We start from the raw sequence: 25,115 nt of genomic DNA, 5'->3' as shown, positions 1-25,115 counted from the left end.
GACAGGCAGGCTGTAAGGGGGCGCGAAACTATTGCCAGCAAATCCGCTTGGTCGACCTCGGTTACGATGGATTCTCGATGATGATCTCTACCCGACGGTTCTGCTGACGCCCGGTGGGGGTGTCGTTGTTTGCGACCGGCCGATCCATGCCGAGCCCCGATGTGGAGAGCCGCTGCGAGGCGCCACCCCGAAGTTTCGCGCTTCCGGTGGCAAACAGCACATCTCCCAGTGTCAGAACCACGCCACGGTCGGTTACTTCTGCCTGGAGTGCCGCAATTTGGCTCTGGTACTCCGCTTCCTGCTGCATGGCAAGGGCGGCCGCTTCGGCCGCATCCTCCCGGGCCTTGCTGACTTCGAGGGTCCGTGCATTCAGCCGGGCCGCAGCGCGCTCCTCGCCAAACCTTGTGCGCTGATCCTCGGCATATCGCGTGGTCGCTTTGGCCTCGGCAATCGCGACTGCCCGATCAGCCATGTAGACCCGATGCTGACCCAAAGCTGCGTCATCATCGGGCAACGGCTGCTCCGCAAGGCGCACTGCGACTTCCGCATCCCTGAGCTCCATGCGGGCCCGATCGGCCAGATTGGGATCTTCCTGCAGGGTGGTCAGTTTGCCGCGCACGTTTTCGGCACTACGCCGTATGCTGCAACGTTATTTTTCGGTTATTTTCGAGGAACTGCTGCAAGCAGTCGGCTGTATTCGCTTTCACGACGTGGGGCAGCGGTTGGCACGGGGCCTGTTGCTGGCCCATGACCGGGCGCCAACGGCCGCCTTGCCCCTGACCCATCGCATCCTCGCGGAGACGCTGGGTGTCCAGCGTGGTGCGGTCACCCTCGCCGCGCTAAAACTGCAAGAAGATGGGATCATCCGCTACAGTCATGGCAGGATCACCATTATCGACCGCACCGCGCTTGAGGCAGCAGCCTGCGAATGCTACGGCGCCAGCATTGGAAACCTCACGAGTTTGTGGCCCCGCCTGTAGGTGCCCATTGACTATCGCCCATGCGCCGTCAAAAGGCCTGAAGACTGAATGAAGGAACGGCTCGTAACATGTACGGCTTCGTACATTCTGTCTGACAAATGGCGTACACTGACCTGGATCATATGGTTGGCCACGGGAGGCGCCAACGATGACACCGTCACCGCACCCCACACAGAACCATCTCCTTGCCGCACTGCCCGCGGACGTCCGGCAACGGCTCTTACCCTATCTTGAGGAAATCCCCATGCCCCTGGGCCAGGTGCTCTATGAAGCGGGGGACAAAATGCGCCACGTGTATTTCCCCACCGACAGCATCGTTTCCTTGCTCTATGTGATGGAGAGCGGCGCATCTGCGGAAATCTCAGTTGTGGGGAATGAAGGCCTGGTGGGGATCTCATTGTTCATGGGCGGTGAGAGCACCTCGAGCCGTGCAGTGGTCCAGAGCGGTGGTAGTGGTTATCGCCTGGCAGGGCAGCGCCTGGTTGACGAATTTCATCGACACGGTGACCTCATGTCACTTGTCTTGCGCTACACGCAGGCGTTGATCACCCAGATGGCACAGACGGCCGTCTGCAATCGCCATCATTCCATCGATCAGCAACTGTGCCGCTGGCTTTTACTCTCGCTGGATCGTTTACCCACGACCCACCTGGTCATGACCCAAGAGCTTATCGCCAATATGCTGGGTGTCCGCCGCGAAGGGGTGACGGAAGCGGCTGGAAAGCTGCAACAACTGGGTGTCATAAAATACCGGCGCGGACACATTGAAGTCATGGATCGCCCCAGGCTCGAGCAAATGAGCTGCGAATGCTATGCCGTGGTCAAACGGGAAACGGATCGTCTGCTCACCGTTCCATCCGCCTAGTGCATTCCGGGGGTTCTGGGGTTCGGGGGTTGCGCGTTCCCGGGCCGCTTGGCAGCCTGAGTGCGGTTCCGAACAGACCGCCACACATCCCAGGTATAGGCTGATTTATAGCTCCCATACCAGGTCGATAACGATGTTCAGAACCTTTTCGCCTCACCACCCCCGCACATGCTTCGAGACAGGGCCGGCATGCCCCCATTGCGGAGTCAGCGCACGATCAGCAGGGCAGCCCACCCTGGCATTCCCGCTGTCGGCATTTGGCGCTGATTCGTTCAACGATATTGCGCAGACCACCCTTGACGCGATTAACCAGGCGGTGCTGGTCATCGACCCTGAGGGCTTGGTTGTCTATCTCAACAATGTTGCCGAAGGACTCACCGGCTGGTCACGGGAAGAGGCGAAGGGGCGTTCGGTTGAACAGGTATTCTTCATTTTCGACGATACCATCGGGGCAGTGGAGCAGAATCCCGCGCGCCGGGCCATCAACGAGGATCGGCCGGTGAAGCTTGCTCTGGGCCGTGTCCTGATGCGCCGAGACGGTGCCAGTGTTGCCATCGAGGATTCCGCGACCCCCATTCACGACCGTCACGGCACAACGACCGGTGCGGTTATTGTTTTTCACGATGCCCGTCACTCCCGGTCCGCTTTGAGGAAGATGAGCCACGACGCCCAGCATGATCATCTCACCGGTCTGCCCAACCGAATGCTGATGATGGAGCGGCTCACTCAGGCCGTTGGCCTGGCGCGTCGGCACGGCAAGCAAACCGCGCTGCTGTTCATTGATCTGGATAATTTCAAACAGATCAATGACTCCCTGGGTCACAGCGCCGGTGATGCGCTACTGAAAGACATCGCCGTGGAGATGGGGAACTGTTTGCGCACTACCGATACCGTCAGCCGCCATGGCGGTGATGAATTTGTTGTCCTGTTGAGTGAAATCGAGGCGCCGGAAGATGCCCTGCAGGTGGCGGAAAAACTATTGGCCCGATTCGCTGAACCTCGCAAGATCGATAGGCGCAAAGTCCAAGTCACACTGAGCATTGGTATCAGTGTCTATCCGGAGGACGGGCAGGACGCCACTACCCTGATGGAGAATGCGGATACGGCCATGTACGCCACCAAAGAAAATGGGCGCAACGGCTACCGGTTCTTCCAGCAGCTGCAAGAGCCGACTTAGCTGGCATTACCTCTGCAACCCCCATTTGCTCGAAGCAAAAGAATGGATGAACCGGTGTTGATCTGGCACCGCCGGGGTTAACTTTTTAGAAGGTGCCTTATGCGTGTTTTTACCAACCCGGTCGGTGCCGGTGCCCTCTGGTTCGATAACCTGGCCACTGCAGATGGTACTCCCGTTGCCTATGATCCTCAGGCCAGGGCCTTTGTGCCCGTGCCGGCTTTCTGTGCCAACCGTGAGGTGATTGGCTGTAACTGGATCGCACCGGAACAGGGGGCTTTTTGTCGTTCCTGTGCGATGACCGCTCTAGCGCCGGATCCGAACATTCCCGGCGCCATACCCAACTGGGCCCACACCGAAGCTGCAAAACGCTGGGTGCTGGACAATCTGGGGCGCTGGTCCTGGTTCCGGCCTGAGGACTCCGGCTGCCGTCCGGTCTTCCACATGCTGGCGGAGGGGCTGACGCCGGTTTTCATGGGTCACGCTCAGGGTGTCGTGACCATCAGCGTGGCAGAGGCAGACCCGGTCATTGGAACCACGCGGCGGGAGGCCCTGCAAGAACCTTATCGCACGATGGTTGGCCATATGCGCCACGAAATCTCCCATATGTTATGGTGGCGCCTGAGCCTGCGTGAGGACTTTTTGGAGGCTTTTCGCGCCATGTTTGGTGACGAGCGTGAGGACTACCGCGCCGCGCTGCAACACCACTATGACAGTGGTCCTCCGCCGGACTGGAGGAGCCATTTTTTGACCAGCTACGCCTCCACCCACCCCCATGAAGACTGGGCTGAAACCGCCGCCCACCTTTTGCACTTGACGGACATCACCGACAGTTTCGGGGCCGCCGGATTAAACTCACCCCAGCTCCCGGCAAACGGCTGGGACCCCTATGCAGAGCCTGAGGCTGAGCGCCTGATTCAAGTGGCTGCGTCGCTGACGGTAGCCGTGAATCACGTGAACCGATCCATGGGCCTTTCCGATCTTTATCCCTTCGTGCTCTCTAGCAGAGCGCGGGAAAAGCTGGCCTTTGTCCACGGCTGGCTGCGCCGGGGCGCTCAGGGGCGTTAGGAGGCGTCGAACCGTCGTTCGAATCTGTTCGCCCGTGCGGGGTGCTGTCCCGAGTGATAAAAGCCCCACTGACCAAAGCCGGCCAGTGAGGCTAAATCCTAATGTTCTTGCATACGGAGTGCGTATTTACTGTGGGCTTGGGCTAGCCTCGATAGGAGCGCTAGAACGAAGAGCCTCAATCCGATCGACCTGATCAGGATCGAAAAACCGCAGGTAATCGAAGGTGGGGAACTGTAGTAGTTCAATGATTCCGGACACCAACGTAGGTGGTAAGATCACCACCATAAACGAGGTGTCTGATGACCAGAAAGCGACGTTCTTTTTCTTCTGAGTTCAAAAGGCTACCGCTCTCTTGACGTCGGACGACATGAATCGTACGCGCTGATAGACCAGTTGAGTGAGCAAATGACTGTTGAAATGGTCTGCAATGCGTTCGAATTTAGCCGTTCCAGCTATAAGGAGTATTGCCAACGGCGGAAGCAGGTGGATGCTGAGCGTCTGGCCCTGAAGGCGCAGGTACACCGCCTTTTTACCATGAGCCGCAGTTCTGCCGGCAGCCGGACAATAAAAGGCATGCTCAACGAAGACGGCGTTGTCATTGGTCGCTTCAAGGTTCGACGTTTAATGAGCGAGCTTGGGCTGATCTGCAAGCAGCCAGGTCCTCACGCTCACAAGCAGGCCACCGTTGAACGACCGGATATCCCGAACCACTTGGCCCGTGAATTTGCAGTAGAACGGCCTGATCAGGTTTGGTGCGGTGACAAAAGGATGTTGGTGGTTATCTGATGGACTACTACAACCGGCAACGACCTCATGCATTCAATAGCGGTATTTCACCCGTTGCGGCTGAGGAAAACCTTACAATACTGTCCGGGATTAGTTGACCACTACACAATCAGCTATGAGCCAACAGGTTTTGCCATGGAGCAACATCACGTCAATCGGCAAAGTCGCGCGCCTACCGTCGACATGGGCAGGGCGAGGCGTTAAATATCCGTCCGCCGGCGTACTTATTATTTCTTTACCTGCAAATCGTTTTTGACGGCTTGCGCGCCCGAGACCCCTTGCGCCACTTCCGTGGCACGGTCGACCATCGACTCTGAGTCGACGAAGCCGCTCAGTTGCACGGTTCCGTTGTAGGTCTTGACGCTGATTTGGAATACCTTTAGTTCGGGGTCACCTAAAATAGCGCTTTTTACCTTGATGGTGATGGCACTATCGTCAAGGTACTCGCCAGTGCTTTGTCGAGTTGACGTTGAGGTACAGGCCGCAGTCGAAAATAGCGCCAGCCCAAACATCAGCGCGGACAAAAAATGTGCGAATGGGAATCTGTAAGTTGTCATGCGCGACTCCTATGTTGTTGGAGCTGTAGACGTCTTTTTTCAATTTGGCATGCTCCAAAGTAGCGGTCAGTGCGAAAGCACACACAAGTTGAAAATTCCGGTTGTGGCCTGCTCAGCCCACATTCCGCCTCGCCTCAGCGAAAGCCAAGAAAGGAAAGAATGGCCAGAACGATAACGACTGAGAGACCGTAAATCTGGTTGCGCCGCGTTCCCTGCGGCGGATGATGCAACTACCTTGTATTGGCTGGTCCATTGCCACATCGGGGTTTAGATTAGAATGAGAGGCGTTGTCTGGTCTGTACGCTGGCCCACAGAGCGCATAAAAATAACGAAGCGTTTCGTTTTTCTGTCGCCCGATTCTGCGCCCTCGATGTAAAGACGTTGATAGGCCAAACAATGCCTGCGAAAACGCTAGCAGGCAGCTCAGTCAAGGCACTACGGGTCATATCAGCGTTTGGAGATTTTTTTCGAAGTCTTTGATTTGCTTGTCAGCTTCGTCTCTTGTGATGCCATAAGCTTGCTGAATCTTGCCGGCCAGTTGTTCGCGCCTGCCAGCAATCTCGTCAAGGCGGTCATCCGTCAGCTTGCCCCACTGCTCTTTCACCTTGCCCTTCAGTTCTTTCCAGTTGCCTTCAATGGTGTCCTTGTTCATTTCAGCGCCTTCGGCCCTTCGGCCCTTCGGCCAGATGATGGGTTCATCGAACGAAGGCCCGCGCCAAAACAAACGGTTCGCCGCCGCTTCAACATCGTCCACCCCAGGGCCATAGATGACTGTCCGACAAGTGGGGGCAAGCGAAAGTCCGCTTTTGTTTAGTATCGAACTTCGCATCGATGACATTAGATCTAAATCTATACCCGGCCGATTTATGGTAACGAGGCGCGCCCAGTTCATGGTTGCATGACTCGGGAAATTTTTTTCATTGTCCCCGACGTTCCACTCGCCGATGCGCTCCACAACTTTGCACATGCTTCGAGGTTTTTCTGGCAGCGAAAGTTTGAATGACTCTGGGTGAACGATAGACTCCCCACCTACGCGCGCAAATTTCCCAATGGCCTCCGGGAGGGCTTGTGAAAACACATAACACAATCATGCTCGAGTCCCTGATTGCCGGGCTCCTGCTGACGCTGTTCTCCGCCCCCGTGACTGCGAAGGAAGCCTATGGAAAAGAGATCGAATACGTCTGTCGGGGCGACCTGGTAACCAGCACGGCGGGTTACCGCACCGGGTTTCGTGAAAAAAACCGGCTCAAACGCTTGGTCTTCCTGCTGGAAAAGCCCCGGCTAATTACTGTGCGCGGAGGCGACGGCGCCAGCGTGGCGTTTGCCGACTACCAGATCCGGGATGACTACTTGGTCAGCGACCTGCACAATCAAAACACCTTCCGGCTAAATCTTGCCAACCTGCGTTTCGTGGCGACTTCCCCGGGCGGCCATCTGGCTGACAAATCCAACCCCAACCCCTGGTTGATCGCCGGGAAATGTCGAGCCCTCTAACGGGTTTGAACTGAGACCGAGGTCACCAGCCCGATCCCAACATTTGCCTTGTGCGTCCGAGTCATAGCCTTCGGGGCACAACCTTAGAGCCGACTTCGCCCCGCGCCGCCTGCAACCGGGACAGCTCGCTCGGCAGCTGTAAGGCCTGTTCGGCGTAGCGAAAAGCGAGGTCGGCCTGCGCCGACGCCTGCTGGCTGAGTGCCGGGTTGCCCAGGGCCGCCAGGCCCGCCAGGGCTTTCTGCAAACAGATCATCACCTCGACCGACCCGGCTCCGTCACGGGCTATGGCACTGAAGGCATCTTCGAACAACGACGCCAGCGACAGTTCGGGCACCGCCACCCGATCGTAGTCCGGCCCGGTCTCGGGCTCGTCCTCGGGCGGCGACGCCCAGATTGCCAGGAGCCGCACCAGGGCTCCGATGATGTTAATGGCGGTACCCGGGTCATTGACGGCCGGCGACAACGCCCGACTGGCAATCTCCGAAAGCACTACCAAACCAAATCGAGGATCCTCATCGAAAGTGCGCGACTCACCAACGACAAAACACCCCGTAATCTTAGCGACTAGCTCAGCCGGAGGTTCACCCTTATCTGAGCATACATAGGCAACCGGTTGGCCTGGCAGCGTCATTTTGCCTGGCAGTAAGGCGACCTCAATTCGCAAATCGTGCTCTTCCGCCAGCGACTGAAGAGCGGCCACATCAATGTGCTGAATGTATGCAATCCGCTCCACCTCTACCGGTATCCCGTCGCATCCTCCTCGCGCCGGAATCGCCCCCATTGTCGGACTCTTTCGGCGCCTTAACAGGGTTGTTTCCGCCGCTCGCTCTACCTTGGATACGGTATTACCCAATCGGCCCAGCCTCGCAATAGCGTCGACCCATTTCAAAAAATTAAAGATCACCAGAGCGAACACCACCAGCGTGATCACTAACAGTGCAAAACGACCACCTTTTTCATAATAATCGTTGGTAATAGCCACTAACCCTACGATGCTGAAGATGAAAGCACCGACAAAGGTCGACAACGCGTTTTGCGAGCGATCGTCGGAAATCACTACCGCGAAAGTCCTGGGCGTAGCGCTGCTACTTGCTGACTCGTAGGCCGCCAACATAGACCCCACAGCAAACACCGCCATGACCAGCATGCTGCCAGAAATCACGGTGAGAAGTTTTTCAACAGAATCATCAGAAATGTCGGGGAAGCGATGGGAAAGCTCCCAAAAATCAGCAAACCTGGCAATCAAGGCTACGCCAATCGACAGTAAACAAATGAACATCGGCTTGACCCAGAGCCGCTCACCCAGTCGGTTAAGAACAAATCTCAGCCTATCGGTCACTGTTCACTCCCCAAAAGTATTCACACTAATCCGTCAGGCGCTCGATCACTCAGGCATCAATACCGAATCAATCAGGTGGATCACCCCGTTGGCCTGCATCCGGTCGGCCTTGACCACCGTGGCACTGTTGCCCCGGGCATCCCGGAGCACCAAGCTGTCCCGATCCACACCCAGGGTCAGCTCACCGCCCTGGACCGTGCCTAGGGTCTGCCGGCCATTGTCCTCCTCGACCATCTCCAGGGCGGCCGAGGAAGTTGCACTGGCCGGGACCAAGTGAAAGGTCAGGATGGACTTCAATTGCTCCGCGTTTTCCGGTTTCAGCAGAGCCTCCAGTGTGCCGGCCGGTAGTTTGTCGAACGCCGAATTCGTGGGCGCGAACACGGTGTAGGGGCCGGGACCGGACAGGGTTTCCGCCAGCCCCGCGGCCTTGATCGCGACCACCAGGGTGCTCAGGTGCGCCATGGTTTCGGCACTTTCGACAATGTTCAGTTTCTCCCGCTCGACCGTACCGTGGTGGTCGGCAAGGACCCCGGGGGCTGCCGCCACCCCTGCCAGCAGCACCACGGCGGCCGCCCACGCTTTGAATCCGTTCACCGCTCTCATGTCGCCATCCTCGATTGATTGCCGCGGTTTCGGCCACCACCCCCAAGCAAGACCGCGCCGTGGTCCTGAGCCGGACACCGGCTCATTGGATTAATTATTGCTCATTTCCCAATCTAGTCACGGTCGGCACCAATTACACTTTGTCCACACCTCATTGAGCGTCCTGCAACCGACTCTTAGCATGCCCGGAGATGCCCAAAGCGGACTAAACTCAATTGCAGCAGGCAGGGAAAGGACACAACCATGACATCCGAGACCAACGGGGAGGAGACCGGGCCAACCGACCGCCACGGCGCCGAAGAACGGCACCCGCTGGACGCGCCCTTCTTCGGTGCCATCAGCATTCGAAGCGTCGCCCTGGTGATCCTGGCCAGCATCGCCTCCCTGTATTTCATCGACTGGGCCCAACCGGTGCTGCTGCCCCTGGTGGTGGCCGTACTGATCAGCTACGCGCTGGATCCGCTGGTGTCTGTTTTCGACCGCATCAGGTTTCCCCGGCCACTGAGCGCGGCCCTGGTCCTGATCGCACTGCTGGGCATCGGGGTAGCCGCAGGCTCGCCCCTGAAGCAGGAAGCGATGGCGCTGCTCGACAAGATCCCCACCGCGGTCCAGGAGTTCCAGCGCCGGGAATCCCGCAGCCCGGATGAAGAGAGCCTGATGGAAAAGGCGCAGACGGCCGCCAAGGAGATCGAGGAAACGGCGGAGAAAAGCCGGGCCGCGCAGATCCCGACCAAGCCCGGCGTCACTCCCGTTCAAATCGTCGATAAATCCATGGACATCCAGGAGTATGTGATCAGGGGCTCGCCTGCGGCCCTGGTCCTGGTCACCCAGTGCTTCACGGTGTTGTTGCTGGTGTTTTTCCTGCTGTCGGTGGGGTCGCTGTATAAGCGCAAAGTGGTGAGGATTTCGGGGCCGTCGTTCGGACGCATGCGCAAGGCTACCCGGATCCTGAACGACCTGCATTTCCAGGTTCGCCGGTTTCTGTTCGTGATGCTGATCAGCGCCCTGTTCGTCGGCGTGCTCACCTGGCTGGCGTTTCTGGCCCTGGGCATGGAACAGGCGGCGTTGTGGGGCGTTGTCGCCGGCATCGCCAGCGGGGTCCCCTACCTGGGGCCCTTCCTGGTGTTCATTGGCACCGGCCTGGCCGGGTTCGTGCAGTTTGGTGAACTCAACATGGCCATCATAGTGGCGGTCACCTCGCTGGTGATCACCAGCATTCAGGGCTACCTGTTGATGCCCTGGCTAACCAGCTACATGTCCAGCCTCAACACGGTCGCCATCTTTATCGGCCTGTTGTTCTGGGGCTGGCTCTGGGGGCCGGTGGGGCTGATCGTCGCCACCCCCATCCTGATGATCACCAAGTCCCTGTGCGATCACATCGCCAACCTGCGCCCGGTTGGGGAATTGCTTGGCAAATAGGCGCCTGCGAGGTGAGCCATGGCAGCACCTGCCGTTGATGCGGTTCGCTGGATGGCGCGGATGGGATACGCCGCGCGGGGCATTGTCTATCTGCTGGTCGGCGGACTGGCGGCCCTCGCGGCCTTTGGCCAGGGCGGCCAAACCACCGGCAGCCGGGGTGCCCTGGAGCGGCTGCTCACCGCGCCCCTGGGCGACGTCATCCTGGCTGCCCTGGCAGTCGGGCTGACCGGCTTTTCCCTCTGGCGCTGTGTCCAGGCGCTTCGGGATACCGACCATCACGGCCTGGGGCCGAAGGGGCTCACGGTCCGGGTCGGCCTGCTGGTCAGCGCCGTGACTCACCTGTTGCTCGCGGTGTTCGCGGTCAGCCTCATCTTTGCCTTCGGTGGCGGCGGCTCCGATGGCGATTCGGAAAAAAGCATCGCCAGTTGGCTCATGCGCCAGCCCTTTGGGCGCTGGTTGGTGGCGGTGGTGGGGATGGTCATGATTGGCGTGGGCATCGCCCACGCGGTCAAGGGCGCGGCCGCACACTTTGACCGCCATTTCGACATGCCGGCGACCACCCAGCTCTGGGCCTACCCAATTTGTCGATTCGGACTGATCACCCGGGGCCTGGTGTTCATCATTGCCGGCGGTTTCTTCCTTCTGGCCGCCCATCAACTGGACCCGGACGAAGCCGGCGGCATGGCGGAGGTGTTTGACTCGTTCCGCAATCAGCCCTACGGCACCTGGCTCATTGCCTCGGTCGCGGTCGGGCTCTTTGCCTTTGGGCTCTACAGCCTGCTGGAGGCGATCTACCGGCGGGTCGAACCGGATGCCTGAGAAGCCGGCCCCGATGCAGAAGAAGTGGCCGGCTCCGGGTCGGATGGGGCCGGCGGCGAGTGGCCTTCCCCCTGTTTCATGAGTTCCATGCCGCCCTGCATCAACAGGGACTTCAACCTGGGGTCCCCCTGCTGGGCGATGCCGACCGCGAAGGCGGTGAGGGCCGCCTCCAGGGGATTCTCCCGTATCAGCTCACGCACCCCGTCCAGAGAACTGCGTGAGCCCGCGGAGCCGGACCGGGACGACTTGGCCGTGGCACCCGCACCGGCCAGACGCCAGAAGAACCCGGCCAGCAGCAGGACACAGGCCAGGCCAACCAGCGCCAGCGCGGCGGCCTCACCGACATGGGGCTGCAACCCGAGGATGGCGGCCTGCACCAGCAGGTAAAAGCCGGTAATCAGGAGGGCAGCCAGCAGAATCAGTCCCAGCATGAACGCAGTGATGGCTGCGACCGCCTTGCGCAGTGCCCCCTGAACTTTGGCCTGAGCAGACTCAAGCATGATCAGCGATCAAGCAGCTTGCCCACCAGCACCCCCAGCAAAAACATCAGGACCACGCTGAGGAAGGGGCGCTCCTCGATCTTGTGTTCGACATCGTGGATCGCCTTGTCGCCGGCATCCTTGGCACGATTCAGGGCGTCCTGCCCGTGCTGCCGGACCTGATCGAAGGCCTCACGACTCTCACGGCGGATTTCATCCCGCAGACTGCTGATGTTGCTCTTCTGCCCTTCGCTCACGGCGCGCGTCAGGCTGGCCAGATCTTCCCGCAATTGCTGCAGGTCCTTCTTGACCTGGTTGTATTCGTCCTGACCGGATTTTGCTTCCATCGTTCGTCTCCTTTTCCACCAGATTTACCGCGGATCGGGCATCTCCAAGGACCAGGATGCTCCTGTCACCAACCCGCCCGCCAGGGGCCTGGCCGGTGATGCCGAATTAAGCGTAGCACACAGGAATAAGACCAGAGGGCCGGGCCAGGGTCAGCCCGCCTGCTGCAGACCCGACGACGCCCGGAACGGGGATTCGTTCAGAGTCTTAAGCTTGCGGCGCAGTCGGTAACGCTGAAGTCGGGAGTTCTGGTGTTTGGTGTCCCAGGAATCGGGGGTCAGGTCGCACTGGTCATCCGCGGCATGCAGTTTGAAGCTGCGCTCGGCCCCCATGGGCAGGTCCTCCGGTCCGTAGATGCCAATCAGTTGAATGGTGAGCCACTGGAATTCGATGCCATTGGTGGGCCGATACCCCTGCAATTCGATGTCCGCGGCCTTGGCCACCCGCTCAACGATATCGCGGAAGGTGCCGATGTGAAGGTAGCCGCCGGATTCGAGCGGCCCCTGGCGGGTGTTGTCCCGAACCACATCGGCAATTGGGCGCTGGCCCTCTTGTTCAACGCCTTCCGGCTTGCCTTGATCGTCGTACCCCCGCTCCAGGTCGGTCACGTCCATGACAATGGTGCCGTGGGAGGTCTGCAACTCGGCCACAATGTACTCAATGAACACCGGCTCAGCGCTCATGTTGCTGATGATGCACAGGGCATTGATGTCCTTGCTCTTGCCCCGGTTGATGATCAGCCGGGGACGGCGTTGCCGGCGATAGCCCTTGTACAGGAGCTGGGCGTAAACCAGCCAGATCATCAGGGTTGCGATGGAGGTAAGCGCGGTGATGCTTTGATGGTGCTGCGATAGCCAGTTCAAGATGATTGCCTCCTCGACGTACTGGATTCAGTGCTCGGATGGGTCGGGCGCCGGCACGTCCGATTTGCTGGCGCCCTGATCCCGGGCCAGTTCGCTGGCCCATTCCTGGTCGCCCTGCTCGGCCGGCAGCGGCTGCTGGTCCCGGCCACGTACAGGCGCGAAGAGCACCCGGGTCAGCAGTGGAAAGTGATCGGATCCGATGTCCGGCAGACGCTGGATGGCGATCAGGGTGAAATGCTCGCTGTGGAACAGGTGATCCAGGGGCCAGCGCATCAGCGGGTACTGGGCGTGAAAGGTGCTTCGCAGCCCGCGCCCGACCCGGGGATCCAGCAGGCCGCTGACCTTGCGGAACAGGCGGGTGGTCGGCGACCAGGCCACGTCGTTGAGGTCGCCGGTGACAATCACCGGTTCGTCGGTGTCGGCCACGCTGCGACCGACGATGACCAGCTCGGCGTCCCGCTCCGCCGACTCCGGGTTTTCGGTGGGACTGGGCGGTGCCGGGTGCAGGAAATGCATGCGTACCCGGTCGCCGGAATGCAGCTCCACCAGCGCGTGCATGGAGGGCACCTTGTCCTGCACCAGGTAGCGGCATTCGCTCTCCCGCAGCGGCAGGCGGGAATACACGTGCATGCCGTAGAGGTTATCGAGTGGGCACTTGATGGTGTAGGGCATGCGGGTTTCCAGTTCCGCCAACTGGTCCTGCCACCACTGGTCGGACTCCAGGGTGACCAGCACGTCGGGCTGGTGCTTCACGACCAGCGCGATCAGGGCGTCGGCCCGGCGATTGGGGGTCAGCACGTTGGCGGTGAGGATGGTCAGGGTGTGGGCCGGGTCAGGGTTGAGCGCCGGTTTTACCTCTTTCGGCCACAGAGGCGTGTAGGGCAGGATCCACCAGGCCTGGCCGACCAGGGCGCCTCCGGCCAGTGCCATCCACACCCAAGTACCAGGGCGTTCGAGGTCCAGAAACACCAATTGCAGGAGCAGCAGAGCCAGCGCCAGGATGGCAATCTGCATCCGCGGAAAATCGAACCCCCGGACCAGCCAGTGCGGGTTACGCCACAGCGGCAGCAGGGTTGCGCCCACGACGGCGAGGGTGCAGGCACCGAGGACCCAGGGTAAGGCGGTTTGCAGAATGGCCATGACGACTCCCTGTCCTCCCCCTGCTGAAATCTGACGTGCTTAGCCGAAGTAGTCCTGCATCCAATCCACCAGGGTTTGCACGCTTACCTCGGCCAGTGCCAGCCCCTGGAAGCTGTCACCCACCTCGTCGTCGATGGTGACGAACTGGTACAGCAGCACCCCCGGTTGTTCGTCGTGCAGAATCAGGGTAATGCGACGGCGGGTGCGCAGGCAGTCGATGGTCATGACATCGGCGGGGATGCCGGCATCGCGCATGCCCCGACGCACCTCCACCACCGGGTTGATGTGGTCATGGGCGGCCTGGATGCGGGCATGGGCATCGCTGGCCATATCGGAGAGCGCTTTCAGAGGATCTTCGGACATGGATATCGCCTGAATGAGGCCGATTGGGTTTGGTTTGGGCTTGCTCAGAGTCTAGCAGACTGGGGCACCAGGCAGTTCATGGTGGTAATCGACAAGTCCCGGAACAGGGCTTCCGATGCGACCAGCCCCGGGAACTGATCGGCCATGGCCCGGCGGCACGACGATTCCCGCTTCTCGCTGGTGTCGACGCAGGCGCGATGCGCCTCGGACCCCGCCACCGAGCCGGTCGCCTCTTCGCACAATTGCGGCACCTGCTCCACCGCCCAGTCCACCACGGCGCCACGCTCCAGCGGATTGGCAGCCAGATTGGTAAATCGGGCCGGGTCCAGGGGAGGCGCTTCCTCCTGGGTCTGATCCCAGATGACAAAGGCGACAGCCGCCGAAACCAGCATCACGGTGGCAACAGGGAATTTCATAGGGAGGTGGATCCGCAGTGGCGAGTGAGAGAGCGATGATAAAGATTCCGCCAAATGCTGTCGAACCGTGACCACGGCCCCGAATTTGGTTGCAAATTGTAGCTTTTGTTTACGTACTCTGGCGCTTCGCTGGATTTTCTTCTACGTTCGGAAGTCATTGTTGGACAATCTCAAAAAGGATCTTTGTTATGTTTGTGGTTAAGCGCCGCCAGGACCAGGACCGCCTCACCGAGCACCTCTCCAGCCAGGAACACTACATCCGCGCCATCAAGAACTGCAACGCGGTGATCGAGTTCACGCCCGACGGCACCATTGCTGACGCCACCCCCGCTTTCCTGAAGGTGGTGGGCTATCAGAAAGACGAGGTGGTCGGCCGCCATCACGCCATGTTCTGCGATCGCAGCTATGCCCAGAGCAACGACTACCGGGCCTTCTGGGATGCCCTGCGCCGGGGCGAGCCCCAGAGTGGCGAGTTTGCCCGTTACACCAAGGCCGGGAACAAGGTCTGGCTGCAGGCCAACTACTTCCCGGTGGTGCAGGCCAACACCGTGGTCCGGGTGGTGAAATTTGCCTCGGAAATCACCGAGTCCACCATCAAGCGCAAGGAAGACGCCGCCGTCTTTGAGGCCCTGAACCGCTCACTGGCGGTGATCGAATTCACCCCGGACGGCACCATTCTGAAGGCCAATGACAACTTCCTGGCCACCACCGGCTACGCGTTGCAGGACATTCAGGGCCAGCACCACCGGATGTTCTGCTACGACGACTTCTACCGGGACAACCCCAATTTCTGGCAGGAACTGGCCAAGGGTCAATTCCGCTCCGGCCAGTTCCAGCGGCGCCACCACAATGGCGATGAAATCTGGCTGGAGGCCACCTACAACCCGGTGTTCGACACCGAGGGCCAGGTGATCAAGGTGATCAAGTTCGCCAGTGACATCACCGCCAAGGTGCGCCAGACCGAGTCGCTGCGAGCCATCACCGAAGCGGTAACCCAGGCTGCCGACCAGACCATCGACAAGGCCGATTCCGGCACCGAGATCCTGCAGGCCGCCGTCGAGGCCGCCAACCGCTGTTCAGACGCGGTCACCGCCTGTGCCAAGCTGGCCGAGCAGTTGATGGCCCAGTCCAAAAGCATCACCGACATCGTCAGCACCATCAGCGGCATTGCCGAGCAGACCAACCTGCTGGCCCTGAACGCCGCCATCGAAGCCGCCCGCGCCGGTGAGCATGGCCGCGGATTCGCGGTGGTGGCGGACGAGGTCCGGCAACTGGCGGCCCGGGCCCAGCAGTCCACGGTGGAAATCGGCAGTCTGGTGGAAACCAATCATGGCCTGACCGGGCAGATGACCAGCCAAATGGACCAGGTCAAACAGCACGCGGCGTCCGGCGCGGGCCAGGTGGAGCAAGCCTCGAGTGCCTTCCACGACGTTCGGGATGGCGCGGTGTCGCTGTCGGAAATCATTCGGGACAGTCATTTCAGTTAATACGCCTGTAAGACCCGCTGACTGGCCAGGCCCAGGGCCCGGCCAGTCAGCCACCAGAATGATGCATCGCCCTGCCCCATTGCACCAAAACGAGGCGAACGAATCGCCATCGGCTCAGTCCTACCTGCTCCACCTCTTTCCTTTCTCCCAATAATTCATAACCTTAGCGTTCGTGGCACGGATGTTGTCTTGTCAATGATACGCAGCGAGACGTTGGTACCTGAAACCACAATCAAAGCGCGACAATCTGACAAATGGTCGACTAGGGTTCCGGCCGGTGTTTCCCACGAAGGGAAGCGCGGGTGACTGGTCCGAGAGTTGACGGCCTTTTCCAAGGCTACACGGCGGGACAAAAGCCCGGGAGGATCGTTCAGTTACTGACGCCTCTCGTGTTTTTCAAACACTCCCAGCCAACTGGAAAAGGTGGAAACGGTTATGTTGCACTCCGCAGCCCCTCTCTACGACGATCTGATTCCCGGCGGATCCCACTGGTCTTTCATCATGCGCCGCGGCCACGTGCTGCGCCTGATTGACGAAACCGGCGGGGCCAATGTCGGCATGTTGATGTACAACCCCGAGAACCCCCTCGAGCGGTACAACATGCCGGACACCCTGAAAAACCAGCACACTTTCCTGCTCACCAAAGGCCACGTGTTGCTCTCGGACATGGGCCGGGTGATGGCCTCCATCGTGCGCGATGACCTCGGTTGGCACGACACCGTGAGCGGCACCTGCAACGCCGAACTGGTGGAGACCCGCTGGGGTCGCAAGACCTATCAGGACGCCCACAATCACTATCACCGCAACGGCTTCACCAGCTTCCTGAACGAGCTGGCCAAGTACGGTCTCGGCAAGAAGGACCTGACCGCCAACCTGAACTGGTTCAGCAAGGTCAAAACCGATGATGAAGGCAACATGGCCTACGTCTCCGACCATTCCCACGCCGGTGCCACCGTGGACCTGCGGTTCGAGATGGACACCATCGTGGTCCTGCACACCTGCCCGCATCCGCTGAGTCCGGCCGAGCAATACCCCAGCCACCCCCTTCGCTATCAGCTGTTCAAGGCCGCGCCGGTCACCGACGCCGACCCTTGCAAGACATCGTCGCCGGAGGCCACCCGGGCCTTTGCCAACACCGCCCTGTACCACCTGATGCAGGCCTGAGACGAAGGAGGCTAACCATGATCAAAGCAAGCACACTGCACCCCGAAACCGCCGCCTTCCGCGAGACCGTACCGGCCGGCGAGTATTTCCTGAAAGTGGTCAAAGCGGGTGAAACCATCCGCATCCTGGACCGGGAGGGCAACCAGGCCGCGGACACCCTGTTCTACAACGCCCACAACCCGACCGAACGCTACAGCGCGGTGGACACCATCCGTGCCCAGGGCAATGTCTACCTGACCGCCGGTTCGAAGCTGATGTCGTCGGAGAACAACCTGATGCTGGAGATCACCGCCGATACCTGCGGCCGGCACGACACCCTGGGCGGCGCCTGCGCGGCCGAGAGCAACACCACCCGCTACGCCCTGGAGAAGAAGTGCATGCACGCCTGCCGGGACAGCTGGCTGGTGGCGGTAACCGAACACGAGGAGCTCGGCCTGAGCAAGCGCGACATCACCCACAACATCAACTTCTTCATGAACGTGCCGGTCACCGCCGACGGCGGCCTGACCTTCGCCGACGGCATCTCCGATGCCGGCAAGTACGTGGAGCTGAAAGCGGCCATGGACGTGCTGGTGATGATTTCCAATTGCCCGCAGTTGAACAACCCCTGCAACGGCTGGAACCCGACGCCGATCGAGGTGCTGGTATGGAACTGAACCCCGTCTTCAAAAAGGTCCTGATCGCCAACCGGGGCGCCATCGCCTGCCGGGTCATCCGTACCCTCCGAGCCATGGGCATCACCTCGGTGGCAGTGTACGCCGAGGCCGATGCCGACTCACTGCACGTGCGTCAGGCCGACGAAGCCTATTCCCTGGGCGAGGGCCCGGCGGCCGCCACCTACCTGGACCAGGACAAGCTGTTCGACATCGTGCGTGAGAGCGGCGCCGGCGCCATTCACCCGGGTTACGGCTTTCTGAGCGAAAACGCCGACTTCGCCCGCCGCTGCGACGCCGAGGGCGTGATCTTCCTCGGCCCCACCCCGGAGCAGATGGAGGAGTTCGGTCTCAAACACACCGCCCGGACCCTGGCCGAGCAAGCCGGCGTGCCGCTGCTGCCCGGCACCGGCTTGCTGACCGATCTGGACGACGCCCTGCAGGCCGCCGAAGCCATCGGTTACCCGGTCATGCTGAAGAGCACCGCCGGCGGCGGCGGCATCGGCATGTCCCGCTGCTTCGGCGCCGAGGACCTGCGCAAGAGCTTCGAATCGGTCCAGCGCCTGAGCCAGAACAACTTCAGCAACAGCGGCGTGTTCCTGGAAAAATTTGTCGAGAGTGCCCGGCACATCGAGGTGCAGCTGTTCGGCGATGGCCGTGGCCAGGTGGCCGCCCTGGGCGAGCGGGACTGCTCGGCCCAGCGCCGCAACCAGAAAGTGATCGAGGAAGCCCCGGCCCCGGGGCTAAGCGACGACGTGCGCACCCGAATGCACGACACCGCCCGCCAGCTGGGCGAGAGCATCGGCTATCGCAGTGCCGGCACGGTGGAATTCATCTACGACCCGGACACCACCGAGTTCTATTTCCTGGAGGTGAACACCCGCCTGCAGGTGGAACACGGTGTGACCGAGCAAGTGTACGGCGTCGACATCGTCCGCTGGATGGTGGAACTGGGCGCCGGCGTCCTGCCCGATCTCAATACCCTGGCCGGCACGCTTACCCCTTCCGGCCACGCCATCCAGGCCCGCATCTACGCGGAAGACCCGAACAAGGACTTCCAGCCCAGCGCCGGCCTGCTCACCAACGTGGTCTGGCCCGAGGATCCGGGCCTGCGCATCGACCACTGGCTCCAGTCAGGCACCGAGATCTCGCCGCTGTTCGACCCCATGCTGGCCAAGGTGATCGTGCACGAATCCGATCGCGAAGCCGCGCGTCAGCGCCTGATTGCGGCCCTGGACGACAGCCAGTTGTACGGTATCGAGACCAACCTGACCTACGTGCGCCAGGTGCTGGGCGACCAGCGCTTTACCGAAGGTCGGCTCACCACCCGCAGCCTCAACAAATTCGACTACCAGCCCGCCACCGTGGACGTCATCAGCGGTGGCACCCTGACCACCATCCAGGATTACCCGGGCCGGGTTGGCTACTGGGAAATCGGGGTGCCGCCCTCCGGCCCGTTCGACAGCTATTCGTTCCGGCTCGGCAACCGGCTACTGGGTAACGACGAGGGTGCCCCGGGCCTGGAAATCACCCTCAAGGGCCCGACCCTGGTGTTCAACCGGGCAACTCAGATTGTGCTCACCGGCGCCGAACTTGACGCCAGCCTGGACGGCGAGCCGGTCCCGGCCTGGCAGGTGGTCGAGGTGGCCGCCGGTGCCTTGCTGCAACTGGGCGCCACCGTGGAAAATGGCGCACGGGCCTACCTGCTGGTGCGCGGTGGCCTGGACTGCCCGACCTACCTGACCTCCTGCAGTACGTTCACACTGGGCCAGTTCGGCGGCCACTGCGGCCGGGCACTGAGAGCGGGCGATGTGCTGTCACTGCCGGACGCGGCGCCGGTGGAGCCTGCCAGCCTGCCTGCGGAGCTCAAACCGGCGATTGGCAAGACCTGGCAACTGCACGTCACCTATGGCCCCCATGGCGCGCCGGACTACTTCACCGAACAGGACATCGAGACCTTCTTCGAGAGTGACTGGGAGATCCACTACAACTCCAGCCGCACCGGGGTCCGCCTGATCGGCCCGAAACCGGAATGGGCCCGCAGCGACGGCGGCGAGGCCGGCATGCACCCGTCCAACATCCACGACAACGCCTACGCCGTGGGCACCGTGGATTTCACCGGCGACATGCCGGTGATTCTGGGCCCCGATGGCCCCAGCCTGGGTGGCTTCGTATGCCCGGTCACGGTGATCAGCGCCGATTTGTGGAAACTCGGCCAGCTCAAGGCCGGCGACAAGGTGCGGTTCGCGCCGGTGAGCCAGGATCAGGCGGTGGCCCTACGCACCGCCCAGGACCAGGCAGTGGCACAGATGACCGTGGTCGAAACCGAGATCACTCCGATCCAACCCGAAACACCGATTCTGGCGGCACTGACCACCGAGGAACACGAGACCGGCGTGGTGTACCGGGCCGCCGGCGACAACTACGTGCTGGTGGAATACGGCCCGATGGAGCTCGACATTCGCCTGCGCTTCCGCGCCCACGCCCTGATGCTGTGGCTGCGTGAGAAGAAACACGACGCCATTCTGGAACTGACTCCCGGCATTCGCTCGCTGCAGGTGCATTACGACAGCCGGGCCCTGGCCCAGGGCGCCTTGCTGGACCTGCTGATTAGCGCGGAAAAGGAACTGGAGCAGCAGCCGGAGTGGGACGTGCCGGCGCGCATCGTGCACCTGCCCTTGTCCTGGGACGACGAGGCCTGCCACACCGCCATCCAGAAATACATGCAGTCGGTGCGCAAGGACGCGCCCTGGTGCCCGAGCAACCTGGAATTCATCCGCCGGATCAACGGCCTCGACAACATCGACGAGGTCAAGAAGACCCTGTTCGAGGCCAGCTATCTGGTCATGGGCCTGGGCGACGTCTACCTCGGCGCCCCGGTAGCCACGCCCCTGGATCCGCGCCACCGGCTGGTGACCACCAAGTACAACCCGGCCCGCACCTGGACCGCGGAAAACTCGGTCGGCATCGGCGGCGCCTACCTGTGCATCTACGGCATGGAAGGCCCGGGCGGCTACCAGTTCGTCGGCCGCACCCTGCAGATGTGGAACCGCTATCGCACAACCGAGTTCTTCGAACCCGGCAAGCCCTGGCTGCTGCGATTCTTCGACCAGGTGCGCTTCTACGAGGTGAGCGCCGAGGAGCTGCAGCAGATCCGGCGCGACTTCCCGAACGGCGACTACCCGATCAAGGTCGAGCACACCCGCTTCAACCTCAAGGACTACGAGCAGTTCCTGGCCGATAACGACCGGGAAATCCGTGACTTCACCGGACAGCGCCAACAGGCCTTCGACAAGGAACTGCAGCGCTGGATCGAGTCCGGCCAGATCAACTTCAGCGCCGAGGCCCCGATGGAGGACACCGGCGAGGACGATCTTGCCAACCTGCCAGAAGGTCAGCACGCGGTGGAAAGCCACGTCGCCGGCAACCTCTGGGAGTGCCTGGTGCAGGTGGGCGACACCATCGAAGCCCAGCGCCCGGTGGCGGTGATCGAGTCCATGAAGATGGAAATCGAACTGCTCAGTCCGGTCAGCGGGCGGATCGTCGAGATCCGGCGCGAGGCTGGCCAGGCGGTCGCCCCCGGCGCACCGGTGGTGATCGTCGAAGCGGTGACGGATTAACGACTCTTAGCGAATGCCAACAATGGAATACCAACGCAAAGAACACCAATCTTCCAACAGCGGGCCATGCCCGAGGAGAGACTCCATGAAAACTCGTACCTTCCAGAAACGTCTTGCCGCTGGCCTGATGACAGCTACCCTGTCCCTGGGTGCCATGGCCGAAGAACGCGATTCCTTCAGCATCGCCTGGACCATCTACGCCGGCTGGGTGCCCTGGCAGTACGCCGAGGACAGCGGCATCATGAAGAAGTGGGCCGACAAGTACGACATCGACGTCGACATCGTGCAGGTCAACGACTACATCGAATCCATCAACCAGTTTACCGCCGGCCAGTTCGACGGCGTGGTGGCCACCAGCATGGACGGCCTGTCCATCCCGGCCGCCTCCGGCGTCGACACCACCGCCCTGATCGTGGGCGACTACTCCAACGCCAACGACGGCCTGGTATCCAAGGACGGCAAGACCATTGCCGACCTGGAAGGCGAAACCGTGCACCTGGTGGAGCTGTCCGTGTCCCACTACTTGCTGGTGCGGGCTCTCAACACTGTCGGGCTGGAAGAGCGGGACATCAGCGTGGTGAACATCTCCGACGCCGATCTGGTGTCCGCATTCCAAACCGACGACGTGCGCCACGTGGCGACCTGGAACCCGCTGCTGTCCGAGGTTGAAGCCTACCCCGGCGCCACCAAACTGTTCGATTCCAGCGAGATTCCGGGCCACATCAAGGACCTGACCCTGGTCAATACCGAGACCCTGGCCGACAACCCGAAACTGGGCAAGGCCCTGGTCGGCGCCTGGTACGAAACCATGAGCATCCTCAAGGCGGACACCGCCGAAGGCGCCGAAGCCCGGGCCTTCCTGGGTGAGCTGTCCGGCACCGACCAGGCCGGCTACGAGGCCCAGCTTGCCGGCATGAAGATGTTCTGGGAGCCGCAGCTGTCGGTGGACTTCATCAACAGCGAAGAAGCCCACGCGGCCATGGACAGCGTCCGCCAGTTCTCCTTCGACAAGGGCCTGCTCGGCCAGGGCGCGATGAGCCCGGACTTCGTCGGCATTGAATTCCCGGACGGCTCCGTCATGGGTGATTCGAGCAATGTGAAGCTGCGTTTCAATGATGACTACATGGAAATGGCCGCAGAAGGCGAAATCTGACTTAGTACTTTTTCGTGAGACAAGCGGGCACGACCATTCGTGCCCGTTTTTGTTTACACTGCGCAGGAAGGCCGGTGCGGGGAACGCTTCCAAAACTGTGCGGAGCCATGGATGGCGGAGCCCAAGCGCCACATGGATGTGCCGCCAGGAGCGTGTTTTGGAAGCGTTCCCCGCACCGGTCTCAACTCCCGAGTCAAACGGAAAACAAATAACGAATGCGCCGCACCAAGGAAGACGCCGAAAAAACCCGCCAGACCGTGCTCGAAGCCGCCCTCAAGCTGTTCAGCCGGGATGGCTACTCCCTCACGACCCTGAGCCGCATCGCCGATGAAGCCGGCTGCAGCCGGGGGCCGATCTACTGGCACTTCCAGAACAAGGACGACCTGTACGAAGCGGTCCTGGCCTACTCCCAGGACCCGCTCGAAAAGCTCGTCCGTGACTGCGAGGCCATGGCCGATAACCCCCTGGACGCCATGGACCACTTCATCGAACGCTGGCTGGGTTTGCTCGCCACCAATCGACGCTACCGGCAGTCGTTCGAGATCCTGCTGAACAAGACCGAACTGACCGACGCCATGAGCCGGACCCTGAAGCGGGAACGGCAACTGACCCAATCCATCATCGCCCTGTTTCAGGACCTAGTCGAGCGGGCCAAGGCCGCCGGGCTGATCAGCACCCAGGAAAGCGCCAACGAACTGGGTCTACTCAGCTACACCTATCTGATGGGCATCACCCAGACCTGGCTGTTCGCCCCCAAGTTGTTCTCCCTGAAACAGCAGGCGCCCTTCTTCCAGCGCCAGTTCTGGACCCTGCTCGGCCGCACCGACGAGCGCCCATAAAAAAACCGGCCCTCGGGCCGGTTTGGTGTGCATCGGGCGGGCGCCCGACCCTCAGAACATCTTCAGGTAGCGGTTCACCTCCCACTCGGAGACGTGGTTCTGGTAGCTGTCCCACTCCTGCCGCTTGGTCTCGATGAAGCTCTTGAACATGGCCTCCCCGAACACTTCCCGTGCCAGTGGATCGACTTCGAAGGCATCCACGGCTTCGCCCAGGTTGCGCGGCAGGTACTCGATGCCCTGCTCGGCGATCTCGGCATCGCTGTAGTTGTACATGTTCTCGTGGTGCGGGGCGCCGGCATCCAACCCTTCACGGATGCCTTCCAGACCGGCGGCCAGGATCAAAGCGCTGCCCAGATAGGGGTTACAGGCAATGTCTGCCGCCCGGCACTCGATGCGCCCGCCCATGCCCGGGATCCGGATCATGTTGGTGCGGTTGTTGGAGCCATAGCACATGAACACGGGCGCCCAGGTGGAGCCGGACATGCTGCCCTGGCGCACCAGGCGCTTGTAGCTGTTGACCGTGGGTGCGATGACCGCGCTGATGGCCGCGCCGTGTTTCAGGACCCCGGCAATGAACTGGTAGGCGATCTTGCTGATGCCACAGTCGTGCTCGTCATCGCCCTGGGGCTCGAACAGGTTGGCTCCGGTTTTGAGGTCCGCCAGCGACATGTTGTAGTGAGCCCCGCTGCCGGTGCGGTCGGCGAACGGCTTGGGCATGAAGCTGGCGAAGGCGCCGTGCTTGCGGGCAATCTCGTTGGCCATCATGCGGAAGAACACCAGGCGGTCGGCCATGGTCAGGCCGTCGGCGTATTTGAAGTCGGTTTCAAACTGGCCGTTGGCGTCCTCATGGTCGAAGGAGTACACGTCCCAGCCCAGCTCGTTCATGGCTTCGACCAGCTCATCCACGATGTGCAAGTTGTCCATCAGGGCACGCGGGTCGTAGCAGGGCTTGCCCAGGGTGTCCCGGTCACTCAGGGGCGCAAAGCCGCCGTCCTCGGTGTCCCGGAACAGGAAGAACTCGGTTTCGATGCCCAGGTTGAAGCGGTAGCCCATATCGGCCGCTGCGCTGAGCTGGCGCTGGAAGATGTTGCGAGAGCAGGCCTCGAATGGCTTGCCGTCCAGGTAGAGGTTGCCCGGGAACCACGCCAGTTGCCGGTTCCAGGGGCACACCGCTACCGCAGCGGCATCGGGCATGGCCGCCACCTCGTTGTCGGAGATGTCCTGGGGGACGCCGTCAAGGGCCGCCCCGGTGTATAGCTCCGAGCCCTCCATCATCTGCCCCAGGTGCGCCACCGGGACAAACTTGCCTTTTGATACCCCGTGAATGTCCACGTAACTGGCCATGGCGTATTTCACGCCGGCGTCGGTGAGTTGCTGTTTCAGCGCCTGTGTGCTGCTCAATTCGGTCATCGTCTTTCTCCTTGTTGCCCATGGCGTCGGGCGATTGGTCTGTGTTCTGGCACGTTTCTTTCTTTGCTTCTCCCATTCA

At 61.2% G+C, this 25,115-nt stretch carries 25 protein-coding genes, 1 pseudogene and 1 riboswitch; of the genes and pseudogenes, 14 read left to right on the top strand and 12 right to left on the bottom strand.

The genetic code is table 11. The features are described from left to right. Window positions 1-61 precede the first annotated feature (61 nt). The gene (locus U5822_RS10565) at window positions 62-619 is read right to left on the bottom strand and encodes an OmpA family protein (protein WP_322855587.1); all 558 of its coding nucleotides are present in this window, start codon (window positions 617-619) and stop codon (window positions 62-64) included. A gap of 19 nt (window positions 620-638) precedes the next feature. On the opposite strand from U5822_RS10565, the gene U5822_RS10560 reads away from it, so the two are divergent. The 5 genes and pseudogenes from U5822_RS10560 to U5822_RS10540 form a co-directional block, all read left to right on the top strand. After that, entirely contained in the window at window positions 639-980 is a 342-nt protein-coding gene (locus tag U5822_RS10560) for a Crp/Fnr family transcriptional regulator (RefSeq protein ID WP_322855586.1), read from the top strand. Window positions 981-1,128: 148 nt separating this feature from the next. Continuing rightward, complete coding sequence (locus tag U5822_RS10555) at window positions 1,129-1,845, top strand: Crp/Fnr family transcriptional regulator (RefSeq protein ID WP_131484070.1); 717 nt, start codon at window positions 1,129-1,131, stop codon at window positions 1,843-1,845. A 133-nt stretch (window positions 1,846-1,978) separates the two neighbouring features. Then, window positions 1,979-3,022 carry a diguanylate cyclase domain-containing protein gene (locus U5822_RS10550; protein ID WP_322855585.1) on the top strand — a complete coding sequence of 348 codons (1,044 nt, stop codon included), beginning with the start codon at window positions 1,979-1,981 and terminating at the stop codon, window positions 3,020-3,022. Window positions 3,023-3,121: 99 nt separating this feature from the next. Beyond that, window positions 3,122-4,087, top strand: a complete 966-nt coding sequence (locus tag U5822_RS10545; RefSeq protein ID WP_322855584.1) for a zinc-binding metallopeptidase family protein — start codon at window positions 3,122-3,124, stop codon at window positions 4,085-4,087. A gap of 336 nt (window positions 4,088-4,423) precedes the next feature. Continuing rightward, window positions 4,424-4,849 (top strand): annotated as a pseudogene (locus tag U5822_RS10540) (IS3 family transposase); the annotation flags it as partial. A gap of 251 nt (window positions 4,850-5,100) precedes the next feature. Here the strand turns inward: U5822_RS10540 and U5822_RS10535 are convergent. Beyond that, entirely contained in the window at window positions 5,101-5,430 is a 330-nt protein-coding gene (locus U5822_RS10535) for a BON domain-containing protein (protein ID WP_322855583.1), read from the bottom strand. 442 nt (window positions 5,431-5,872) lie between these two features. Further along, window positions 5,873-6,397: a CsbD family protein gene (locus U5822_RS18365; protein ID WP_425259051.1), complete on the bottom strand. Its 525-nt coding sequence runs from the start codon at window positions 6,395-6,397 to the stop codon at window positions 5,873-5,875. A 101-nt stretch (window positions 6,398-6,498) separates the two neighbouring features. Here U5822_RS18365 and U5822_RS10525 point away from each other — a divergent pair, with 101 nt between their 5' ends. Then, window positions 6,499-6,924 (top strand): hypothetical protein, encoded by a 426-nt coding sequence (locus U5822_RS10525; RefSeq protein ID WP_322855582.1) that lies wholly within the window; start codon window positions 6,499-6,501, stop codon window positions 6,922-6,924. Window positions 6,925-6,985: 61 nt separating this feature from the next. Here the strand turns inward: U5822_RS10525 and U5822_RS10520 are convergent, their stop codons facing one another. Both U5822_RS10520 and U5822_RS10515 read right to left on the bottom strand, forming a co-directional pair. Continuing rightward, the gene (locus U5822_RS10520; protein ID WP_322855581.1) at window positions 6,986-8,263 is read right to left on the bottom strand and encodes a DUF2254 domain-containing protein; all 1,278 of its coding nucleotides are present in this window, start codon (window positions 8,261-8,263) and stop codon (window positions 6,986-6,988) included. Window positions 8,264-8,308: 45 nt separating this feature from the next. Further along, window positions 8,309-8,866: a fasciclin domain-containing protein gene (locus U5822_RS10515; protein ID WP_322855580.1), complete on the bottom strand. Its 558-nt coding sequence runs from the start codon at window positions 8,864-8,866 to the stop codon at window positions 8,309-8,311. Between the two features lie 243 nt (window positions 8,867-9,109). On the opposite strand from U5822_RS10515, the gene U5822_RS10510 reads away from it, so the two are divergent. Further along, window positions 9,110-10,285, top strand: coding sequence for an AI-2E family transporter (locus U5822_RS10510; RefSeq protein WP_322855579.1), 1,176 nt, complete (start codon window positions 9,110-9,112; stop codon window positions 10,283-10,285). A gap of 18 nt (window positions 10,286-10,303) precedes the next feature. Next, window positions 10,304-11,104 (top strand): DUF1206 domain-containing protein, encoded by an 801-nt coding sequence (locus U5822_RS10505; RefSeq protein WP_322855578.1) that lies wholly within the window; start codon window positions 10,304-10,306, stop codon window positions 11,102-11,104. Here U5822_RS10505 and U5822_RS10500 read toward each other — a convergent pair. The 6 genes from U5822_RS10500 to U5822_RS10475 form a co-directional block, all read right to left on the bottom strand. Beyond that, on the bottom strand, window positions 11,077-11,604 hold the full coding sequence (locus U5822_RS10500) for a hypothetical protein (RefSeq protein ID WP_322855577.1): 528 nt from the start codon (window positions 11,602-11,604) through the stop codon (window positions 11,077-11,079). The genes U5822_RS10505 and U5822_RS10500 overlap by 28 nt on opposite strands. Window positions 11,605-11,606: 2 nt before the next feature. Next, the gene (locus U5822_RS10495; RefSeq protein WP_322855576.1) at window positions 11,607-11,930 is read right to left on the bottom strand and encodes a hypothetical protein; all 324 of its coding nucleotides are present in this window, start codon (window positions 11,928-11,930) and stop codon (window positions 11,607-11,609) included. 150 nt (window positions 11,931-12,080) lie between these two features. Beyond that, a complete protein-coding gene (locus U5822_RS10490; RefSeq protein WP_322855575.1) occupies window positions 12,081-12,791 on the bottom strand; it encodes a hypothetical protein in 711 nt (236 codons plus the stop codon). 27 nt (window positions 12,792-12,818) lie between these two features. Continuing rightward, window positions 12,819-13,931, bottom strand: a complete 1,113-nt coding sequence (locus U5822_RS10485; protein ID WP_322855574.1) for an endonuclease/exonuclease/phosphatase family protein — start codon at window positions 13,929-13,931, stop codon at window positions 12,819-12,821. A gap of 39 nt (window positions 13,932-13,970) precedes the next feature. Beyond that, a complete protein-coding gene (locus U5822_RS10480) occupies window positions 13,971-14,294 on the bottom strand; it encodes a hypothetical protein (protein ID WP_322855573.1) in 324 nt (107 codons plus the stop codon). Between the two features lie 44 nt (window positions 14,295-14,338). After that, window positions 14,339-14,710, bottom strand: a complete 372-nt coding sequence (locus U5822_RS10475) for a hypothetical protein (RefSeq protein WP_322855572.1) — start codon at window positions 14,708-14,710, stop codon at window positions 14,339-14,341. A 188-nt stretch (window positions 14,711-14,898) separates the two neighbouring features. Between U5822_RS10475 and U5822_RS10470 the strand changes: the two genes are divergently transcribed. From U5822_RS10470 to U5822_RS10445, 6 genes are all read left to right on the top strand, one after another. Next, a complete protein-coding gene (locus U5822_RS10470; protein WP_322855571.1) occupies window positions 14,899-16,197 on the top strand; it encodes a methyl-accepting chemotaxis protein in 1,299 nt (432 codons plus the stop codon). A gap of 251 nt (window positions 16,198-16,448) precedes the next feature. Beyond that, window positions 16,449-16,563: riboswitch (guanidine-I (ykkC/yxkD leader) on the top strand. Between the two features lie 69 nt (window positions 16,564-16,632). Then, window positions 16,633-17,361, top strand: coding sequence for an urea amidolyase associated protein UAAP1 (locus U5822_RS10465; RefSeq protein WP_322855570.1), 729 nt, complete (start codon window positions 16,633-16,635; stop codon window positions 17,359-17,361). Between the two features lie 17 nt (window positions 17,362-17,378). Next, a complete protein-coding gene (locus U5822_RS10460) occupies window positions 17,379-18,017 on the top strand; it encodes an urea amidolyase associated protein UAAP2 (RefSeq protein ID WP_322855569.1) in 639 nt (212 codons plus the stop codon). Further along, window positions 18,008-21,634 carry an urea carboxylase gene (gene uca, locus U5822_RS10455; protein ID WP_322855568.1) on the top strand — a complete coding sequence of 1,209 codons (3,627 nt, stop codon included), beginning with the start codon at window positions 18,008-18,010 and terminating at the stop codon, window positions 21,632-21,634. Before U5822_RS10460 ends, uca begins: the two co-directional genes overlap by 10 nt. A gap of 85 nt (window positions 21,635-21,719) precedes the next feature. Continuing rightward, complete coding sequence (locus U5822_RS10450; protein WP_322855567.1) at window positions 21,720-22,787, top strand: putative urea ABC transporter substrate-binding protein; 1,068 nt, start codon at window positions 21,720-21,722, stop codon at window positions 22,785-22,787. Window positions 22,788-23,002: 215 nt separating this feature from the next. Then, window positions 23,003-23,626: a TetR family transcriptional regulator gene (locus tag U5822_RS10445; protein WP_322855566.1), complete on the top strand. Its 624-nt coding sequence runs from the start codon at window positions 23,003-23,005 to the stop codon at window positions 23,624-23,626. Between the two features lie 51 nt (window positions 23,627-23,677). Here U5822_RS10445 and glnT read toward each other — a convergent pair whose 3' ends face one another. Then, entirely contained in the window at window positions 23,678-25,036 is a 1,359-nt protein-coding gene (gene glnT, locus U5822_RS10440; protein ID WP_322855565.1) for a type III glutamate--ammonia ligase, read from the bottom strand. Between the last annotated feature and the right edge of the window lie 79 nt (window positions 25,037-25,115).

Source organism: Marinobacter qingdaonensis, assembly GCF_034555935.1.
GTDB lineage: Bacteria > Pseudomonadota > Gammaproteobacteria > Pseudomonadales > Oleiphilaceae > Marinobacter > Marinobacter qingdaonensis.
Note: the sequence above shows the minus strand (reverse complement) of the source record. Positions and strands in the feature narration are given on the sequence as shown.

What these genes read in the sequence shown, in the direction of transcription:
- U5822_RS10485 (WP_322855574.1), bottom strand. Translation starts at nt 13,931, where the DNA reads ATGGCCATTCTGCAAACCGCCTTACCCTGGGTCCTCGGTGCCTGCACC.
- U5822_RS10450 (WP_322855567.1), top strand. Translation starts at nt 21,720, where the DNA reads ATGAAAACTCGTACCTTCCAGAAACGTCTTGCCGCTGGCCTGATGACA.
- U5822_RS10545 (WP_322855584.1), top strand. Translation starts at nt 3,122, where the DNA reads ATGCGTGTTTTTACCAACCCGGTCGGTGCCGGTGCCCTCTGGTTCGAT.
- U5822_RS10500 (WP_322855577.1), bottom strand. Translation starts at nt 11,604, where the DNA reads ATGCTTGAGTCTGCTCAGGCCAAAGTTCAGGGGGCACTGCGCAAGGCG.
- U5822_RS10555 (WP_131484070.1), top strand. Translation starts at nt 1,129, where the DNA reads ATGACACCGTCACCGCACCCCACACAGAACCATCTCCTTGCCGCACTG.
- U5822_RS10475 (WP_322855572.1), bottom strand. Translation starts at nt 14,710, where the DNA reads ATGAAATTCCCTGTTGCCACCGTGATGCTGGTTTCGGCGGCTGTCGCC.
- uca (WP_322855568.1), top strand. Translation starts at nt 18,008, where the DNA reads ATGGAACTGAACCCCGTCTTCAAAAAGGTCCTGATCGCCAACCGGGGC.
- glnT (WP_322855565.1), bottom strand. Translation starts at nt 25,036, where the DNA reads ATGACCGAATTGAGCAGCACACAGGCGCTGAAACAGCAACTCACCGAC.
- U5822_RS10480 (WP_322855573.1), bottom strand. Translation starts at nt 14,294, where the DNA reads ATGTCCGAAGATCCTCTGAAAGCGCTCTCCGATATGGCCAGCGATGCC.
- U5822_RS10550 (WP_322855585.1), top strand. Translation starts at nt 1,979, where the DNA reads ATGTTCAGAACCTTTTCGCCTCACCACCCCCGCACATGCTTCGAGACA.
- U5822_RS10505 (WP_322855578.1), top strand. Translation starts at nt 10,304, where the DNA reads ATGGCAGCACCTGCCGTTGATGCGGTTCGCTGGATGGCGCGGATGGGA.
- U5822_RS10495 (WP_322855576.1), bottom strand. Translation starts at nt 11,930, where the DNA reads ATGGAAGCAAAATCCGGTCAGGACGAATACAACCAGGTCAAGAAGGAC.
- U5822_RS10515 (WP_322855580.1), bottom strand. Translation starts at nt 8,866, where the DNA reads ATGAGAGCGGTGAACGGATTCAAAGCGTGGGCGGCCGCCGTGGTGCTG.
- U5822_RS10510 (WP_322855579.1), top strand. Translation starts at nt 9,110, where the DNA reads ATGACATCCGAGACCAACGGGGAGGAGACCGGGCCAACCGACCGCCAC.
- U5822_RS10445 (WP_322855566.1), top strand. Translation starts at nt 23,003, where the DNA reads ATGCGCCGCACCAAGGAAGACGCCGAAAAAACCCGCCAGACCGTGCTC.
- U5822_RS10560 (WP_322855586.1), top strand. Translation starts at nt 639, where the DNA reads ATGCTGCAACGTTATTTTTCGGTTATTTTCGAGGAACTGCTGCAAGCA.
- U5822_RS10535 (WP_322855583.1), bottom strand. Translation starts at nt 5,430, where the DNA reads ATGACAACTTACAGATTCCCATTCGCACATTTTTTGTCCGCGCTGATG.
- U5822_RS10465 (WP_322855570.1), top strand. Translation starts at nt 16,633, where the DNA reads ATGTTGCACTCCGCAGCCCCTCTCTACGACGATCTGATTCCCGGCGGA.
- U5822_RS10470 (WP_322855571.1), top strand. Translation starts at nt 14,899, where the DNA reads ATGTTTGTGGTTAAGCGCCGCCAGGACCAGGACCGCCTCACCGAGCAC.
- U5822_RS18365 (WP_425259051.1), bottom strand. Translation starts at nt 6,397, where the DNA reads ATGTGCAAAGTTGTGGAGCGCATCGGCGAGTGGAACGTCGGGGACAAT.
- U5822_RS10460 (WP_322855569.1), top strand. Translation starts at nt 17,379, where the DNA reads ATGATCAAAGCAAGCACACTGCACCCCGAAACCGCCGCCTTCCGCGAG.